Raw genomic sequence first — 15,820 nt, 5'->3', positions numbered from 1 at the left:
AGGGGGAAGGAAAAATTGCTCGTCTCGCGGGCAGCTTAACATACTGCCCTACTGCCCTACTGCCCTACTGCCCTACTGCCCTACTGCCTTCCTTACCTGTCTGTCCTCGGTGCCGCAGATAATGGTCGGCGATGGCGCAGGCAACCATCGCCTCGCCGATCGGTACGGCGCGAATGCCCACACACGGATCATGGCGACCCTTGGTCATCACCTCGACATCGTTGCCGTCCTTGTCGATCGACTTCCGGGGCGTCAAGATTGAAGACGTCGGCTTGACGGCGAAGCGGGCGATGATCGCCTGGCCGGTCGAGATGCCGCCAAGGATCCCGCCGGCATTGTTGGACAGAAATACCGGCCTGCCGTCATTGCCGATGCGCATCTCGTCGGCATTATGTTCGCCGGTGATACGGGCGGCCTCGAAGCCGTTGCCGATCTCGACGCCCTTGACGGCGTTGATCGACATCAGGCCTGACGCGATATCCTGGTCGAGCTTTGCGTAGATCGGCGCGCCGAGGCCCGCCGGAACGCCGTCGGCGACGATCTCGATCACGGCGCCGACGGAGGAACCCGCCTTGCGGATGCCGTCGAGATATCGGGTAAAGACCGGAACGGACGCCGGATCGGGCGTGAAGAACGGATTGTCCGCGTCGCCGATGAAATTCCAGTTCCAGTTGGCGCGGTCGATCGACTTCTCGCCCATCGATACCAGCGCCCCGCGCACGACCATGCCCGGCACGACCTTGCGGGCCAGGGCTCCGGCCGCGACCCGAGCCGCTGTCTCGCGCGCCGAGGATCGGCCGCCACCGCGATAGTCGCGCACGCCGTATTTGACGTCATAGGTGTAGTCCGCATGGCCCGGCCGGTACTGGCGGGCGATCTCGCCATAGTCCTTCGAGCGCTGGTCGACATTTTCGATCAGCATGGAGATCGGCGTACCTGTCGTGATCATCGTCTCGCCGCCATCGTCAAGGATAAAGCCCGACAGCACCTTCACTTCGTCAGGTTCACGGCGCTGCGTGACGAAGCGCGACTGGCCGGGCCGGCGCTTGTCGAGTTCGGCCTGGATTTCGTCACGCGTGAAGCGGATGCCGGGTGGGCAGCCGTCGACCACGCAGCCCAATGCGGCCCCATGGCTTTCGCCCCAGGTGGTGACGCGGAAAAGATGGCCGAACGTATTGTGAGACATCGCAAAGTGCCTTGCCCGGCATCGGAGCCGACTGAAGCCTGCCTTCTATTGGCCTTTTCCACAGGGGTCAAACCGTGATCTTCGGATTTAGTTTTGACACATTCGATTGGTTTCTGCTCTGCTCCATTCGCCGTTGAGGATCCGCCGCTACCCATGCCGGCGCAATACCAAAGAGGACGATGATGCGTACCCTGATTGGCGCTGTTGCCGCCACATTCCTGCTTTGCACCGCCGCTTTCGCCGGGCAGACCGAAGGCCTGATCAAGAAGATCGACAAGGACGCGCTGACCCTGACGCTGGACGACGGCAAATCCTACAAGCTGAACGCGGAAACCGATCTCGACGCGCTGAAGCCCGGCATGGACATCGTCATCGCCTATGACGTGACCAATGGTGAAAACGTCGTCACCGATATGCAGTTGCCGGACAGCGACTCCAACTAGGCTTCCAATGCAAATCGGCTGTTCGGCGTTTGTTGAGCCGTTACAGCCGTTTTATGCACCTGCAACCGGCATGAGCCTTCCTGGATCGTGCCGGGGGCTAAAGCCACCCCAGGCTGTCGCCTTCCAGCTTGAGCACGCGGTCCTGCGGTATCGCCAGCTTCGCCGCATCGTCCTCGGCCATGTCAAGCACGAAGCGAAACAAGGTGCGCATGACGCCGCCATGCGTCACGCAGACTGTCTGGCGCTCGAGCGCGTCGAACCACGGCTTTACCCGTTCGAGCAGCATCTGGTAGCTCTCGGCATCTTTGCCCGGCGGCTGAAAGTTCCATTTGTCCAGCGCACGCGTCCTGCTCGCACCCGGAAATTGCGTCTCGAGCTCGGCAAAGGTGAAACCCTGCCAGTCGCCGAAATTCACTTCAACAAGGCGGGGATCGGTCCCATAGGCAGCGGGGTCGAGCTTCATGGCGGCGCGAATGCGCTCCATGGTCTCGCGCGTGCGCCGCATCGGGCTGGCGACGAAATCGAACTCCGCGGGGTTGGAGATCAGGTCAGCCAGCCGATGCCCGTTTGCGCTCGCCTGCTCGCGGCCGAGCGCGTTGATGTCGGTATCGGCCTGCCCCTGAAGCCGGAATTCGGCATTCCACGCGGTCTGGCCGTGGCGCACGATATAAACCAGCGGGTACATCGGGTCTTCCGGAGGTCGGGCCAGGGCCTGGGCGGAGGATAGGCGGAGGGAGTTAATCCTTGACCGTCGAAATATCGGGTGCGTCGACCGCCTTCATGCCGACGACGTGATAGCCGGAATCGACATGATGCACTTCGCCGGTGACGCCGCGCGACAGGTCGGACAGGAAATAGACGCCGGAATCGCCGACCTCTTCCTGGGTAACCGTCTGCTTCAGCGGCGAATTGTATTCGTTCCATTTCAGGATGTAGCGGAAATCACCGATGCCGGAAGCGGCCAATGTCTTGATCGGGCCCGCCGAGATCGCGTTGACGCGGATCTTCCTGGCCCCGAGATCGACGGCGAGGTAACGCACGCTGGCCTCGAGTGCGGCCTTGGCGACGCCCATGACGTTGTAATGCGGCATCACCTTTTCGGCGCCGTAATAGGTCAGCGTCAAAAGCGAACCGCCATCGGTCATCAGCGCCTCGGCGCGCTTGGCGATGGTGGTGAAGGAATAGACCGAAATGTCCATCGTGCGCAGGAAATTATCGCGCGTCGTCTCGACATAGCGGCCGGTCAGTTCGTCCTTGTCGGAAAAAGCGATGGCGTGGACGAGAAAGTCGAGCTTTCCCCAATGATTGGCGACATTTGCGAAAACCTCGTCGAGGCTCGCCGGATCGGTCACATCGCAATGGCCGGCGACAAAGGCGCCGAGTTCCTGAGCCAGTGGCTCGACCCGCTTCTTGAACGCTTCACCCTGATAGGTCAGCGCGATCTCGGCGCCATGGTCTACGCATGCCTTGGCGATGCCGTAGGCGATCGACCTGTTGTTGGCGACGCCGAGGATCAGGCCGCGTTTGCCGGCCATCAGGCCCTGTCCACCCGCCATATGCGTGCTCTCCGCAAGATTTCTTATTTGTGGAGAGCCCTATCGCACAGGCACAGAGCCCCTTCAAGCGCTCAAACGGGACAGTTCGGGGGACAAGAGCCGCCAATCAGCCTTTTTGGCTGCGCAACAGCCCTTCCAGCGCGCTGTCGCCGCTTTCCGGCAGCATGATGCGCACATGGGCGTAGAGATCACCGTGGCCGCCGGCCTTTTCCGGCAGGCCCCTGCCCTTCAGGCGCAGGACCTTGTCCGAGCTCGACCAGGCGGGAACGTTGACCGCGAGCTTGCCGGTCGGCGTTTCGACGGCCACCTTGGCGCCAAGCACCGCGTCGGCCAGCTCCACCGGCAGATCGGCATGCAGGTCGCGGCCGTCCAGGCGGTAGCGAGGATGCCGGCGGAAGCGGATCTTGACCAAGGCGTCGCCGGGCTGGCCCGGCCCCTGCTCGCCCTGCCCCTTCAGCCGGATGGTCTGCCCGTCCTCTACATAGGCCGGCAGCTTGACCGCCACCTTGCGGCCGTCGGGGAACATCGCCGTGACCTTTTCAGCGTTCGCCGCTTCCTCGATGGTGATGTCGAGCGTGACGTTGAGGTCGGCGGCGGTTGCCGGCTGGCGGCGGTCACCCATTCCGGCTCCGCCGGCGCCGCGCGAGCCGGAGAAGACGTCGCCAAAAATCTGGCTGAAGATATCGCTGTTGCCGTCGAACGGATCGCCGCCCGGGCGTCCGGAGCGGAACTCGAATCGCGAACCGCCGGCTCCCTGCTGCTGGCGGCGAAAACCGGCGAAGGGGTCACCGCCACCGGGGGCGCCCTCGAAGCCCTGGAAACGCGGCTTGCCGTCGGCGTCGATCTCGCCGCGATCGAAAGCGGCGCGGGTCTTCTCGTCGCCGACGATCTCATAGGCCTGATTGGCCGCGGCAAAACGGTCCTTCGCCTTGGGATCATTCGGATTCTGGTCCGGATGATGCTTCTTGGCGAGTTTGCGGTACGCCGATTTTATGTCCTTGGCCGATGCGTTCTTTGCAACGCCCAGCACCTCATAGGGGTCGCGCATGCTTCCTGCCCTGGAGAAAGAGTGAGTCCATAGTCGCCTCTTATATGCGCTCGCATAGGAAGAAATTCCAGTGCTGGACGTTATTTCAAAGGTGGAAGATCAAAGCGTCCTGAAGTCCTGCATGCGCCAGCCGCCGCCGCTGGCCAGGCAGAGTTCGCCCGCGAACATGGCAACGCCGTCAAAGCTTTCGCGCGAAGCCTTGAAGCGGCGGCAGGTCTGGCCCCCGTCCTTCAATTCCGCCAGTTCGGTGATGGAGCCGCGCGAACCCGTACCGGCATTGGCCCACGGCACGGCTTGACCGCGGAGTTGCTCGATGTCGGCGGAGGACACCGCGTTGCCGATCGTCGTCTGGTCGGAATCGCGGTCCGAATCGGCCGGCGCGGCCGGCGCCGAAATGCTGCCGGTCAGGATCGAGCGATCGACCTCGGCCTTTTGCAGGCTGAAGCCGCCCGCGCCGCATGCGGCAAGCGGCAAGGCAATCATCACGACCGCGGCTTTGGCGCTGGCTGAAGCAAATAGGCTGCCTTGCCTGCTGTCAAAAGCTTGCGCGATACGCGACAATCGGCAACCTCCCCTGTTTGGTGAAAATTTGAGAAAAACTATGAGTGACACTGAGTTAACAAGCGGTGACTTTACCGAGGCCGCCGAGCCGTTTCGCCTTTTTGCCGCATGGCTGGACGACGCCACGAAAAGCGAAATGAACGACCCCAACGGCGTGGCGCTGGCAACGGTGGATGCCGAGGGCATGCCGGATGTGCGGATGGTGCTGCTCAAGGGGTTCGATGAGAGCGGCTTTGTGTTCTACACGAATTTCGAAAGCGCCAAGGGCCGGGAGATCCTGGGCAGCATGAAGGCGGCGATGTGCTTCCACTGGAAATCGCTGCGCCGCCAGGTGCGCGTGCGCGGGCCGGTGGAGATCGTCAGCGATGCCGAAGCCGACGCCTATTACGCGACACGGCCGCGCGGCAGCCGCATCGGCGCCTGGGCCTCGAAACAGTCGCGGCCGCTGGAAAGCCGGTTCGCGCTGGAAAAGGCGGTGGCCGAATATACTGCCCGCTACGCCATCGGCGAGATTCCGCGCCCAAAACACTGGTCGGGTTTCCGGATCGTGCCGAAGACGATCGAGTTCTGGCACGACAGGCCGTTCCGGCTGCATGACCGCGTGGTATTTTCGCGCAATCCCGGAGGCGGTTGGGACAAGACGCGGCTTTATCCCTGAAGAGGACTCAGCTCTTCTTTCTGGTCATGAATGCCGTCAGCGCGGCGCGGGCTTCGTCCGATTTCAGGCGTTCGCGAAAATGCTCGCTTTCCTCGCCGATGCGAGCGACGAGGTGCTCGCGCGGCCCGCGCATCAGGTCGCGCGCGATCCTGAGCGCCTGCGGCGGCTTGGCGGCGATCTGGCCGGCGGCCGCCAGAACCGACGCCTCCAGCGCTCCTTCCTCGACCACTTCGTAGATCAGGCCGGCGGCCTTGGCGCGTTCGGCCGAGAAGCCTTCGCCAAGCCCGAGCAGCGCGAACGCGCCCTGCTGGCCCAGGATGCGCGGCACCAGCAGGCTCGATCCTGCTTCGGGCACAAGGCCAAGGTCGACGAAAGGCGTCCTGAACACGGTGCGCGGTGTGGCGAAAGTCAGGTCGCAGTGCAAATTGAGCGTGGTGCCGATGCCGACCGCGATGCCGTCGACACCGGAGACGATGGGTTTTTCGACCCTGGCCAGCGCCATCAGGAAATCCCAGACTTCCGTGCCGCCTTCGCCGCCGGTAGCAACGACCATGAAGTCGGCGAGGTCGTTGCCGGAGGAGAAGGCCCCGGGCACGCCGAGAAAGACATGGACGCGGACTGCCGGATCCGCATCCCCTTCGGCCAAGGTTTGCGACATCCTGGCGTACATGGCGCGCGTCAGCGCGTTCTTCTTGTCCGGGCGATTCAGGCGGATGATCTGGATGGCGCCCTGGCGCTCGACGAGGATATGGTCTGTCACGGTTCTTTCCTTGTGAACGTCAAGCGGAAATCAAAGTCTTGCCGGCAGCGGCGAGGCTTGCGGCGCCGTCGACAACGCGCCCCTTCAAGGCACTTGTCTCGCCGAGCAGGTTCTCGGCGAAGAAGCGGCAAAGCGCGATGCGGCCCTGATCGGCAAGAGCGCCCCGCGCCAGGTAGGCGCCGCCGGCGGCAAGCGAGATGAGCCTGAGATAGGGTGTCGCGCCGGCAAGCGCCTCGTCCGTCCGGCCATCGGCCGACAGTTTTTGCAGGAAACGCGTCGCTTGCGTCAGATCGTCGAGCCCGCTGTCGAGAGCATCGGCCGTACGGCCAAGCCCTTCGAGATTCGATATCCGCACGGCATTGGCGACAGCGCCAAGCTCGGCAATGTAGCCGTGCACATGCTCGCCGCCGCCGAGCGGCAGTTTTCGGGTCACCAGATCGATCGCCTGGATGCCGTTGGTGCCCTCGTAGATCGGCGCGATGCGGGCGTCGCGGTAGAGTGCCGCGGCCCCCGTCTCCTCGATGAAACCCATGCCGCCATGGACCTGGACGCCGAGCGAGGCGACCTCGACGCCGATATCGGTCGAAAAGGCCTTGGCAAGCGGCGTCAGCAAGTTGGCCCGGTCGCGCCAATGGGCAGCCTGGTCACCAGACGATACGCGCGCCAGGTCGATGGCATGGGCGCAGGAATAACTGATCGCCCGCGCGATCTGCGTCAGCGCCTTCATGGTCAGGAGATTGCGCTGCACGTCGGGGTGGTGGACGATCGGCGCCATGCCGGCGCCGCCATAGCCCGACGCCTTGCCCTGGCGGCGCTCATTGGCATAGGCAATCGCCTTCTGGGTGGCGGCTTCCGCGACGGCCACGCCCTGCATGCCGACGGCGAGGCGGGCATTGTTCATCATGGTGAACATGCAGGCCAGCCCCTTGTTCTCCTCGCCGATCAGCCAGCCGACGGCGCCGGGCCTGGCGCCCTGAAAACCGTCGCCATAGATCATGGTGCAGGTCGGCGAGGCATGGATGCCGAGCTTGTGCTCGAGGCCCGAACAGAAGACGTCGTTGCGCGCGCCAAGCGAGCCGTCGGCGCCGACCAGGAATTTCGGCACCAGGAAGAGCGAGATGCCGCGCGTGCCCGCAGGCGCATCGGGCAGCCGCGCCAGTACCAGATGGACGATGTTGTCGGTGAGATCATGCTCGCCATAAGTGATGAATATCTTCTGGCCAAAGATGCGGTAGGTGCCATCGCCGGCAGGCTCGGCTCGGCTACGCAAGGCGGCGAGATCGGAGCCGGCCTGCGGCTCGGTCAGGTTCATCGTGCCCATCCACTCGCCGGAGACGAGCTTTGCCAGATATTTGGCCTTGAGGTCTTCGGAGGCATGCTTGTCAAGCGCCTCGACCGCGCCCATGGTCAGCGTCGGGCCGATGCCGAAAGCCATGGCAGCGGAGTTCCACATTTCGAGCGCGGCGACGCCAAGCATGGTCGGCAGCGCCTGGCCGCCATAGTCTTCCGGGCCGGAGAGCGCGTTCCAGCCGCCCTCGATCCACCGGCGATAAAGTTCCTTCCAGCCCGGCGGCATGGTCACCGCCGCATCCTTCAGCACAGCGCCGTGCTCGTCACCGATCTTGTAGAGCGGCGCGACTTCTTCGGTGGCGAAGCGGCCGGCTTCACCAAGAACCGCGTCGACGATGTCCTCGCCGAGGTCGCCGAACGTGCCGCCATCGAGGGCGGCCTTCAGGCCGGCCACATGCTTGAGTGTGAACGCGATGTCCTCGACGGGTGCCCGATACATGCCGCTCGCTCCTCCTGATGCATCGGCCCGGCTGATCCTAGGACCTGCTTGCCCCAAACCGTATTCGCCTTTGGGCGATCTCCCATCTTCTTTTTACGTAAACGTCAAATTTTGTCACGCTGATTTTGCAATCGCGCGGGCTCGTATTAAATTCGATGGATGCCGGATCAAAATCGACCGGCGACAGACCGGAACCAGCCAACTGGAAACCAACCCATGCTCGCCAGACCTGACGCCTACCGTTGCATCGAATGCGGCCTGCCCTACCGGGCGGCGGGGTTCTCGTACTATCATGGCGAAGTGGAAAACGGCGCCGCCTATTGGTCGGATCGCGGCATATTGTGCTCGCCGAAATGCTCGCTCGCCCATCATCGCAAACGCGCGGCCGAAGGCACGTTGCAACAGGGCCCGGCGCCGGATCCGTTTGAAATTCAGCCATTCGGCCGGCGCTGACCGTCGCACTTGATATGTACGGGTAAATCCCGCACATACTGTGCTAGAGGTGATCGCAAGGACAAACCAACTGACCCGTACCTCCCGTCTCGAAGCTCGGATATCCCCGGATATGCTGAGTGTGGTGAAACGTGCCGCCGAAATCCAGGGCCGCAGCGTCAGCGACTTCGTGGTCTCCGCAGCGCAGGAAGCTGCACAACGCACCATTGAGGAGACCGCTATCATCCGCCTGTCCATCGAGGATCAGCTCGCTCTGGCAGAGGCCATTCTCAATCCGCCCGAACCTAATGAAGCGCTGCGCAAAGCCGCCGACGTCTACAAGCGACTTGTCGTCGAATCCCGGTGAGTCTAGGATTGATCATCGAGCCGCTGGGCGGATCGTATGATCGTAAGGCATTCAGCTGTAGCGTGCTGGCACTCGACCAGTATATACACGAGCTGGCAAGCCAGGACGTCAAACGCCGAGTTAGCAACTGCTTTGTCGCCGCAGATCGTGATGTCGGTCTCATTGCCGGATACTACACTCTTGCACCGTCAAATGTGTCCATCACTTCCCTGCCGGAAAACCTGACAAGACGCCTACCGCGTTACCCGGTCCTGCCCGCCATATTGATCGGAAGGTTGGCAGTCGATACCCGATATCAGGGACAAAGAGTAGGATCGATACTGATCGTGGACGCACTTCGGCGCTGCGCCCAAGCTGCTCCTGCTTCCTTCGCACTGATCGTCGACGCAAAGGACGACAAGGTCGCGGCTTTTTATTGCAAACATGGTTTCAGGCCATTTCAAGACCGGCCATTGTCGCTGTTCCTATCGGTAGCGACGGCGTTGAGGCTGTTCGGCTGACGGACCGCATTGCCTTGAAAGCAAATCCTTAACCATGGCGGTTCAGGATCCGCTTTGGATCAAAGGGGATTCCCTGTTTGAAAAGGACGACGCGTTTTCCTCGCCGCATAGCGCTTTTCGCCCTTGCGGTGACAATGGCGCTAACACCGGCGGCCAGGGCCTCGGATTTCTCCGAGCCGTGGAAAAGTGCCGATCGGGCGCTTGTCGTCGACGCCTACGAATACAACTCCATCGACTGGGCGCAGCTTGCCACCGACAAGCGCGTCGTCGGCTTCATCAACAAAGCCTCCGACGGCATGTCGCCGCCCTATTCCTGCTCCGGAGACGATACCGAGGTAAAACTCTGCAAGGCGCTGTGGAAGCGCCATGCGGTGACACGCGAACTGTTCCAGACGCGCAAGGTCGTCGCCAAGGCGCTCGGCCTGAAATGGGGCGCCTATCACCTCGCCCGCCCCGGCAATCCGGTCGAGCAGGCCAATAATTTCCTCGATTTCGCCGATCCTGCGCCGGACGACCTCATGGCCCTCGACATCGAAGGCATCGATCCCGCGCAATGGATGTCGCTCGACGACGCCGAGGCGTTCGTGCGCCAGGTGCATCGGCGAATCGGCCGCTTCCCGGTGCTCTACACCAATGGCAAGACCGCCCAGTATATCGCCGACAACAGCTACAAGTACGGGCTGCTGTCGCGGCTGCCGCTCTGGTATGCGCGCTACAAGCCTGACATCGACGTGCATTTTCCCATCGGCAACTGGCAAGGCTATGCGCTCTGGCAATTTTCGGCGCAGGCCAATTGCGGCCGCTTCCGTTGCCCCTATCGGGTAGCCGGGACGCCCAACGACATCGACGTCAACGTCGCGCCGACAGATGCCGCCACGCTGCGCCGGCAATGGCCGTTCGGCGGGCTGATCGACGTGCCGGCGGATTATCTCGCCAGCGTACCGGTGCCGCTCCCGCGCGAAGCCGCTTTGGCCGGCAAGACCACCCTCATCTACGCCGACGTAGCGACGCCGCCGAGTTTCGAGGAAATGGTCGCGGTGCTTGGTTCGCGCTGGTCGAAATTCCGCGACGGGTTCCGCATGCCTGTCGTGAAGACGGTGCCGCGACGGGCAATCTTCGGCATTGTCCAATATGTCGCCTGGAAGCGCGCCGGGCAGCGCTCGCCCGCGCAACTCGACGCCGCCTTCGCCGTAGCGACGGATCCGATGAGCACCGGTTCGACCGAACTCGACCGGGGCGAACGTTGAAAGTACGCGACCGGACCTTTGCCTTCAGCTTGCTCCCGCCTTTTCACGCGCCACGGCCTGCCAGCCAATGTCGCGGCGGCAGAAGCCCTGCGGCCAGTCGATACGGTCGAGCGCGGCATAGGCCTTCTTCTGCGCCTCGCCGACAGTCGCGCCGATCGCGGTGACGTTCAAGACGCGACCGCCGTTGGCGACCAGCGCGCCGCCATTGATGGCGGTGCCGGCATGGAAAATCTGGGCGCCCTCGCTGGCGGCCTCATCGAGCCCTCGAATGACCGAGCCTTTTTCGGGCGTGCCGGGATAGCCTCTCGCGGCCATGACGATGGTCAGTGCCGCCTCGTCGCTCCAGCGCGCCGACATGTGCGCGAGCTGGCCATCGACGGCGGCATTGAGCAGCACCAGCAGGTCGTCCTTCAGCCGCATCATCAGCACCTGGCATTCGGGGTCGCCGAAGCGGGTGTTGTATTCGATCAGCTTCGGCCCTTCGTCCGTTATCATCAGCCCGGCGAAGAGAATGCCGGCGAACGGTGCACCTGTTGCAGCCATGCCGCGCATGGTCGGTTCGACGATCTCGCGCATGGTGCGCTCCACCATCTGCGGCGTCATCACCGGGGCCGGCGAATAGGCGCCCATGCCGCCGGTGTTGGGGCCGACATCACCATCGCCGACGCGCTTGTGATCCTGCGCGGTGCCGAAGGGCAGTGCTGTAGTGCCGTCGCACAGGCAGAAGAAGCTGGCCTCCTCGCCGGTCAGAAACTCCTCGACCACCACTTCCGCACCGGCGGTGCCGAAAGAACCGTCGAAACAGGCGTCGAGCGCGGCCAGCGCCTCGTCCATCGTCATTGCCACCGTGACGCCCTTGCCCGCGGCAAGGCCGTCGGCCTTGATGACGATCGGCGTGCCCATCTTCTCGACATAGGCCTTGGCCGATGCCAGGTCCGTGAAACGGCCATAGGCGGCGGTGGGGATGTCGTATCTGGCGCAAAGATCCTTGGTGAAGCCCTTTGAGCCCTCGAGCCGCGCCGCCGCTCGCGACGGGCCAAAGACGCGGATGCCCCAGCCGCGCAGATCGTCTGATATGCCGGCCACCAGCGGCCCTTCCGGCCCGACCACGACGAGGCCGATCTCTCTGTCCTTGCAGAAGGCGGCGACAGCGGAATGATCGGCGATGTCCAGCTTGACCAGCTCCGCCTCGCGGCCGATGCCAGGATTGCCGGGCGCGGCATAGAGCTTGGTCAGCAACGGCGACGCGGCGATCTTCCAGGCGAGCGCATGTTCGCGGCCGCCGGAGCCGAGAAGAAGGACGTTCATGGCCACCTCTTGATGCCTGTAATCTTCCAGAGAACCCGCTATTGCTCTCTGGACGACGGGTCAAGGCATCCAGGCGCTTTGATCGGAATTGCGCACGGGAACGTTAGCCAGCCCGGCCGCCTTTGCGATATTTGCATTGGTCTTCGAAAAGAATTTGATCCATGCAGAGATCTTCTGCGAGTCCAGCCCATAGATTTCGCAAAGAGAAAGTTTTCCCTCTGCAATTAGGAAAGCCGCAACATGGTTCCGATACTCCTTGCACGTCCGGGCTTGGTAGGAGACTGGTGGTGCTCGAAGACAATATTTGGATGGCTTCGCTCGAAGTTTATACCCGCAACCGGAAATGGGTTGTCGGATACATCTGCTTGGCTGGTGGGCTGGCGCTGCTCGAGAGGTTCATACACATCAACTCCGGAGCTTCAATCTTCATCGGCGTAGTGACGTCGACCTTCTTGGCTATTCCTGCTCACATTGCCGTTTTGACGCAGCTTGACCCCGACCAGGTATCCGATTGGCTAAAGGAAAGACCCAAGGCATTCTTCAGTTTTGTAAAACGTTGCCTGTTACTCGGCCTGCTCGGTGCGATAGCTCCCGTGACGATTGCGGTAGCTATGGTCATCGGCGGCGTTCGTCCGTCCTTCGCCCTTCTGGCAGCTCTTGTTGTCTGGGTCTTTTCCGGCATCGCCGCGTTCGCAAAATGGGGTACGATGTTGCCTGCGGTCATTGCCGATGATGATCAAACGCTTGCCGTTGCAGGCCAACGCGGCTCCAAGGTTTTCGGATATGCGTTCCCGCGTCTGCTCATCTCGTTCGGCTTGGTCACGGTATTGTTTGTAGCGATATTGATGTTGCTGTCCTCTTTGTTGGGCATCGATCCGAAGGATTCAAGTGCCGCATCTCTAATCCTGTCTGTGGCAGGGGCAATCATTGGCGCATATCAAATCGTCATGACATCCGTTGTGTTGTCACGTTCCTATCTCAGAGCGCGACCGCCTGTGCCGCCTGCACGCCGGATGGCATTTGCGTTCGGCAGATAAGTTGCTTCCACGGTTGCGGGCCTTTCCAACTCAGCTCTGGAAGACTATCGGGAACCAGTCCTCGCGCAGCTTCTGCCCCGGCTGCATGCCATGGCCATGATAGGGCGGCGAGGTGCGCCCCGGCCGTTCGACATAGTGGGCATCGTCGCCGACCCAGCGCAGCGAGAGCGCCCGCCGCCGCGCCGCGGTCAGGTTGCCGCGCGCGCCATGCGCAGTCCTGAAATCGAACAGGATGGCATCGCCCGGCTCCATTTCCCATTCGAGCACCTCCAGCGAGGGGTCCTTGTCTGGATCCGGCACCGGCAGGTAGTCACCCTCGTCGGCATAGAAATTGCTGTCGTCGAGCCAGCGCACCGGCAGGATCATCTTGTCCCATTTGTGCGAGCCGGCAATCAGCCGCAGCGTTGCTTCCTTTACAGGGTCGATAGGGATCCAGAAGCTGACCGTCTGCCGGCCGTCGACGAAATAATAGGGAATGTCCTGATGCCAGGGCGTCGGCTTCTGCGTGCCCGGTTCCTTGACCAGGACGTGGTCGTGGAAGAACTGCGCGGTGCGCGACCGCATCACCGCGGCCGCGAGTTCGGCCGCGGGCGATTCGCGCACCAGCTTGACGAATTCGGGAATGCGTTCCCAGTTGCAGTAGTCGTCGAAGAAGCTGCCGCGGCCATTGGCGATATCCGACGCGGTGGCGCTGCGGTCTTGCATGTTGCGCTCGATGCCGGCGGCAATCGTTTCGACCCAGCCCTTGAAAGCGCCGCGGATGCAGACGGCGCCGTCGCGCTGATAATCCGCAATCGTCTGCGCATCGATCAAACCTGTGTCGATCGCGCGAAGCGCAGTCTGGGAAGCCATGGCGTTCTCCTTTCAGGGATCGACGCCACTATCGCAAGCCTCTTTCATTCAGTAAAATAATAACTTCTCATCTGTCACATAGTGCCACTCTATGAGCCTGACCCTAACGCAGTTGCGCTATCTGGTTGCCGTCGCTCGCCACGGCAGCGTTACCGGCGCGGCCAGGGCGCTGAACGTTTCACAGCCGTCCATTTCGGTGGCGATCGACGCGGTCGAACGGGATCTCGGCCAGAAACTCTTCGTGCGCCAGCGCGGAAGCGGCGTCACCCTGACCTCCTTCGGCCGCGCCGTGGTGGCCAAGGCAAAACAGGTTCTCGCCGAGACGGACGAACTCATCGGTCTCGGCTCGCGCAAGTCGGCGCTCGGCGGCGAACTGGTGCTCGGATGCTTCGAAGATCTGGCGCCCTATTTCGCGCCGGCTCTGATCCGCGCCTTCTCGGAACGCCATCCGGAGGTTGCGGTGATCGTGCGCGACGAGACCTTCGAGACGCTCGGGCGGCGGCTCGGCGATGCCGCCGTCGACCTCGGGCTCACCTATGATCTTGGCCTGCCATCGCATTTCGCCCGCATCCTGTTGCATGAACTCAGGCCGCATGCGCTTTTGCCGGCCGGACACGCGCTGGCGGATCGTCCCGATGTCAGCCTGGCCGATCTGGCCGCCTACCCGCTGATCACGACGGACCAGCCGCATAGTTGGCAGCACATGCTGGACCTCTTCCGCAGCCGTGGCCTGTCGCCGGTCGCCGATAGGCAGACAAGCTCGTTCGAACTCCAGCGCAGCATGGTGGCCAACGGCTTCGGCGTCGCCGTCAGCTACACGAGGCCGCATGGGGACCGCAGCTATGACGGCTTGCCTCTCGTCTGCAAGCCGCTTTCCGATCCGTTGCCCATGCAACGCATCATCCTCACCCATGACACGCATCAGCGCCTGCCCAATGCCGTGCTGGCTTTCATCGACGTGGCAAAGGGCTGGTTCTCCACCCGCGACATCTTCGCCTCCTGAAGCGCCGACGAATGCCACTGTCCTGCTCGCCGCTTGACGGTTTGCGCGGCGGCTGCCACTCCATCGTCATGGAAACGGTTCAGTCGAAAGCAGCCCAGGGCCGCGTCGCCGACGCGCCGAACGGCCATTGGGTTTACCGCGTGCTGCCGCGGCCGATATGGCCCTACGCGCAGCTTGCCCGATGGGACAGGCCGATCGGCTGGCAGTTGCTTTTGTGGCCGTGCTGGTGGTCCGCGGCTCTCGCGGCCAGTGCCTATCCGCGCCCGGGCGATCCGCTGCTTTCGCTGCTGCCGGCACCCTTGTATCTCGTGCTGTTCCTGGCCGGCGCAATCGCCATGCGCGGCGCCGGCTGCACCTATAACGACCTGGCTGACGAAGACATCGACAATCAGGTCGAGCGCACGCGCTCGCGGCCGCTTCCGTCGGGCAAGGTCACGCGGCGCGCGGCGTGGCTGTTTGTCATCCTGCAGGCACTGGTCGGACTTGCCGTGCTCTTGCAGTTCAACAGCTTCGCCGTCCTGCTCGGCGTCTGTTCGCTGGTCATCGTCGCCATCTATCCATTCATGAAACGGATCACGAACTGGCCTCAACTGGTTCTCGGCCTTGCCTTTTCCTGGGGCGCGCTGATGGGATGGGCGGTTGAGTTCGGCGATCTGGACGGGCCGGCCGTCATGCTCTATCTCGGCTCGATCCTGTGGGTGATCGGCTACGACACGATCTATGCGCACCAGGACAAGGAAGACGACGCGATCGTGGGCGTGCGCTCGACCGCGCGCCTGTTCGGCGACAACACCAAATCGTGGCTGGCCGGGCTTTACGGCGGCGCGCTTATCTGCTTCGCCATCGCCTTCGCGTCGGCGCAGGCCCCTGTCGTGGCTCTGGCCGGACTGATCGCCGCCGGCGCCCACATGGCGCGGCAAATCCTGGTGCTGGATATCGACAATCCGGATCAATGCCTGCGGCTGTTCAGGTCGAACAACCAGGTTGGCTGGTTGATCTTCCTCGGCCTCATCGGCGGCGCGCTGTGGGTGGCGCTGAAGCCGCTGGTGTAGCGGCTTGTTTCCTTCTCCCCT

At 62.9% G+C, this 15,820-nt stretch carries 18 protein-coding genes; 9 read left to right on the top strand and 9 right to left on the bottom strand.

Features of this window, described 5'->3' with window-relative positions:
- Window positions 1-64: 64 nt before the first annotated feature.
- Entirely contained in the window at window positions 65-1,186 is a 1,122-nt protein-coding gene (gene aroC, locus LB551_RS14050; RefSeq protein ID WP_224659552.1) for a chorismate synthase, read from the bottom strand.
- Window positions 1,187-1,368: 182 nt separating this feature from the next.
- Between aroC and LB551_RS14045 the strand changes: the two genes are divergently transcribed.
- Window positions 1,369-1,629 (top strand): DUF1344 domain-containing protein, encoded by a 261-nt coding sequence (locus LB551_RS14045; RefSeq protein WP_140551058.1) that lies wholly within the window; start codon window positions 1,369-1,371, stop codon window positions 1,627-1,629.
- 97 nt (window positions 1,630-1,726) lie between these two features.
- Here LB551_RS14045 and LB551_RS14040 read toward each other — a convergent pair whose 3' ends face one another.
- From LB551_RS14040 to LB551_RS14025, 4 genes are all read right to left on the bottom strand, one after another.
- Window positions 1,727-2,314, bottom strand: a complete 588-nt coding sequence (locus tag LB551_RS14040; RefSeq protein ID WP_140498047.1) for a histidine phosphatase family protein — start codon at window positions 2,312-2,314, stop codon at window positions 1,727-1,729.
- A gap of 52 nt (window positions 2,315-2,366) precedes the next feature.
- A complete protein-coding gene (gene fabI / locus LB551_RS14035; RefSeq protein ID WP_140551059.1) occupies window positions 2,367-3,185 on the bottom strand; it encodes an enoyl-ACP reductase FabI in 819 nt (272 codons plus the stop codon).
- Window positions 3,186-3,291: 106 nt separating this feature from the next.
- The gene (locus tag LB551_RS14030; protein ID WP_224659551.1) at window positions 3,292-4,233 is read right to left on the bottom strand and encodes a DnaJ C-terminal domain-containing protein; all 942 of its coding nucleotides are present in this window, start codon (window positions 4,231-4,233) and stop codon (window positions 3,292-3,294) included.
- A gap of 99 nt (window positions 4,234-4,332) precedes the next feature.
- On the bottom strand, window positions 4,333-4,794 hold the full coding sequence (locus LB551_RS14025) for an RT0821/Lpp0805 family surface protein (protein WP_224659550.1): 462 nt from the start codon (window positions 4,792-4,794) through the stop codon (window positions 4,333-4,335).
- Window positions 4,795-4,834: 40 nt separating this feature from the next.
- On the opposite strand from LB551_RS14025, the gene pdxH reads away from it, so the two are divergent.
- The gene (gene pdxH / locus LB551_RS14020) at window positions 4,835-5,452 is read left to right on the top strand and encodes a pyridoxamine 5'-phosphate oxidase (RefSeq protein WP_224659549.1); all 618 of its coding nucleotides are present in this window, start codon (window positions 4,835-4,837) and stop codon (window positions 5,450-5,452) included.
- 7 nt (window positions 5,453-5,459) lie between these two features.
- Here the strand turns inward: pdxH and LB551_RS14015 are convergent, their stop codons facing one another.
- The gene (locus LB551_RS14015) at window positions 5,460-6,212 is read right to left on the bottom strand and encodes a crotonase/enoyl-CoA hydratase family protein (RefSeq protein WP_224659548.1); all 753 of its coding nucleotides are present in this window, start codon (window positions 6,210-6,212) and stop codon (window positions 5,460-5,462) included.
- A gap of 19 nt (window positions 6,213-6,231) precedes the next feature.
- Window positions 6,232-8,001, bottom strand: coding sequence for an acyl-CoA dehydrogenase (locus LB551_RS14010; RefSeq protein WP_224659547.1), 1,770 nt, complete (start codon window positions 7,999-8,001; stop codon window positions 6,232-6,234).
- 216 nt (window positions 8,002-8,217) lie between these two features.
- Between LB551_RS14010 and LB551_RS14005 the strand changes: the two genes are divergently transcribed.
- The 4 genes from LB551_RS14005 (at window position 8,218) to LB551_RS13990 (ending at window position 10,547) form a co-directional block, all read left to right on the top strand.
- Window positions 8,218-8,454 (top strand): hypothetical protein, encoded by a 237-nt coding sequence (locus LB551_RS14005; protein ID WP_140551065.1) that lies wholly within the window; start codon window positions 8,218-8,220, stop codon window positions 8,452-8,454.
- A gap of 70 nt (window positions 8,455-8,524) precedes the next feature.
- A complete protein-coding gene (locus tag LB551_RS14000; protein WP_263495862.1) occupies window positions 8,525-8,800 on the top strand; it encodes a DUF1778 domain-containing protein in 276 nt (91 codons plus the stop codon).
- 8 nt (window positions 8,801-8,808) lie between these two features.
- Window positions 8,809-9,300: a GNAT family N-acetyltransferase gene (locus LB551_RS13995; RefSeq protein WP_224659546.1), complete on the top strand. Its 492-nt coding sequence runs from the start codon at window positions 8,809-8,811 to the stop codon at window positions 9,298-9,300.
- A gap of 134 nt (window positions 9,301-9,434) precedes the next feature.
- On the top strand, window positions 9,435-10,547 hold the full coding sequence (locus tag LB551_RS13990) for a glycoside hydrolase family 25 protein (RefSeq protein WP_224659545.1): 1,113 nt from the start codon (window positions 9,435-9,437) through the stop codon (window positions 10,545-10,547).
- Window positions 10,548-10,571: 24 nt separating this feature from the next.
- On the opposite strand, the gene purD is transcribed toward LB551_RS13990, so the two are convergent.
- Window positions 10,572-11,855 (bottom strand): phosphoribosylamine--glycine ligase, encoded by a 1,284-nt coding sequence (gene purD / locus LB551_RS13985; protein WP_224659544.1) that lies wholly within the window; start codon window positions 11,853-11,855, stop codon window positions 10,572-10,574.
- Between the two features lie 287 nt (window positions 11,856-12,142).
- On the opposite strand from purD, the gene LB551_RS13980 reads away from it, so the two are divergent.
- Entirely contained in the window at window positions 12,143-12,892 is a 750-nt protein-coding gene (locus LB551_RS13980; RefSeq protein ID WP_224623337.1) for a hypothetical protein, read from the top strand.
- 30 nt (window positions 12,893-12,922) lie between these two features.
- On the opposite strand, the gene LB551_RS13975 is transcribed toward LB551_RS13980, so the two are convergent.
- Window positions 12,923-13,744, bottom strand: coding sequence for a phytanoyl-CoA dioxygenase family protein (locus LB551_RS13975; RefSeq protein WP_140551069.1), 822 nt, complete (start codon window positions 13,742-13,744; stop codon window positions 12,923-12,925).
- 91 nt (window positions 13,745-13,835) lie between these two features.
- Here LB551_RS13975 and LB551_RS13970 point away from each other — a divergent pair, with 91 nt between their 5' ends.
- Complete coding sequence (locus LB551_RS13970; RefSeq protein WP_224659543.1) at window positions 13,836-14,747, top strand: LysR family transcriptional regulator; 912 nt, start codon at window positions 13,836-13,838, stop codon at window positions 14,745-14,747.
- Between the two features lie 68 nt (window positions 14,748-14,815).
- A complete protein-coding gene (gene ubiA / locus LB551_RS13965; protein ID WP_224659716.1) occupies window positions 14,816-15,799 on the top strand; it encodes a 4-hydroxybenzoate octaprenyltransferase in 984 nt (327 codons plus the stop codon).
- Window positions 15,800-15,820 lie beyond the last annotated feature (21 nt).

Source organism: Mesorhizobium sp. BR1-1-2 (assembly GCF_020165435.1).
GTDB lineage: Bacteria > Pseudomonadota > Alphaproteobacteria > Rhizobiales > Rhizobiaceae > Mesorhizobium.
This window is presented reverse-complemented; position numbering and strand designations above follow the sequence as displayed.